The sequence below is a fragment of the Mesorhizobium sp. M7A.F.Ca.CA.004.12.1.1 genome, assembly GCF_003997835.1.
Classification (GTDB): domain Bacteria; phylum Pseudomonadota; class Alphaproteobacteria; order Rhizobiales; family Rhizobiaceae; genus Mesorhizobium.
Genome location: NZ_RZRK01001350.1, coordinates 1 through 828 on the forward strand (window position 1 = coordinate 1; position 828 = coordinate 828).

Here is an 828-nt window from a genome sequence, read left to right on the forward strand (position 1 = left end):
ATTCTAGACCGGAATTCAAGCGCTGGCGAATGGCCTGGGCCGGCTACGCCGCCTTCTCCACCAGCCGCGCCAACTGGGTCATGACGACCGCCGAGCCCGCCAATCGCTTCTCGGGGGTTGGCCAATCGCGCACGAAGACGACGCTGTGGTCCGGCCGGATCTTGGCCAGCGAGCCCTGCTCGCCGATGAACCGGACGAGCCCGACCGGGTTGGAGAATTCGCGCTTGCGGAAATGGATGACGACGCCCTTCGGCCCGGCGTCGAGCTTCTCGACATTGGCCTTGCGGCAGAGCGCCTTGATGAAGACGATCTTGAGCAGATGCTTGACCTCGTCCGGCAGCGGGCCGAAGCGGTCGATCAGCTCGGCGCCGAAAGCGTCGATTTCCTCGGTGTTTTCGAGATCGCCAAGCCTGCGGTAGAGCGCCAGCCGGAGCTGCAGGTCCGGAACATAGCTTTCCGGGATCATCACCGCCGTGCCGACGGCAATCTGCGGCGACCAGCCGCCATCCTGCACTTCGCCGGAATCCTTCACCTCGGCGACGGCCTCTTCCAGCATCTGCTGGTAGAGCTCGAAGCCGACCTCCTTGATGTGGCCGGACTGCTCTTCGCCAAGAAGATTGCCGGCGCCCCTGATATCGAGGTCGTGGCTGGCGAGCTGGAAGCCGGCGCCCAACGTATCCAGCGATTGCAGCACCTTCAGCCGGCGCTCGGCGGTGTCGGTCAGCTTGCGGTTGGCCGGCAGCGTGAACAGCGCATAGGCGCGCACCTTGGAACGCCCGACGCGGCCGCGCAGCTGATAAAGCTGCGACAGGCCGAACATGTCGGCGC

1 protein-coding gene is annotated in these 828 nt (G+C 65.2%); it reads right to left on the reverse strand.

Annotated elements, in window-relative coordinates; translation table 11 throughout:
• Positions 1–43: 43 nt before the first annotated feature.
• The coding region (locus EN984_RS36315) for a TRCF domain-containing protein (RefSeq protein ID WP_348630250.1) at positions 44–828 on the reverse strand (785 nt) is incomplete at its 5' end.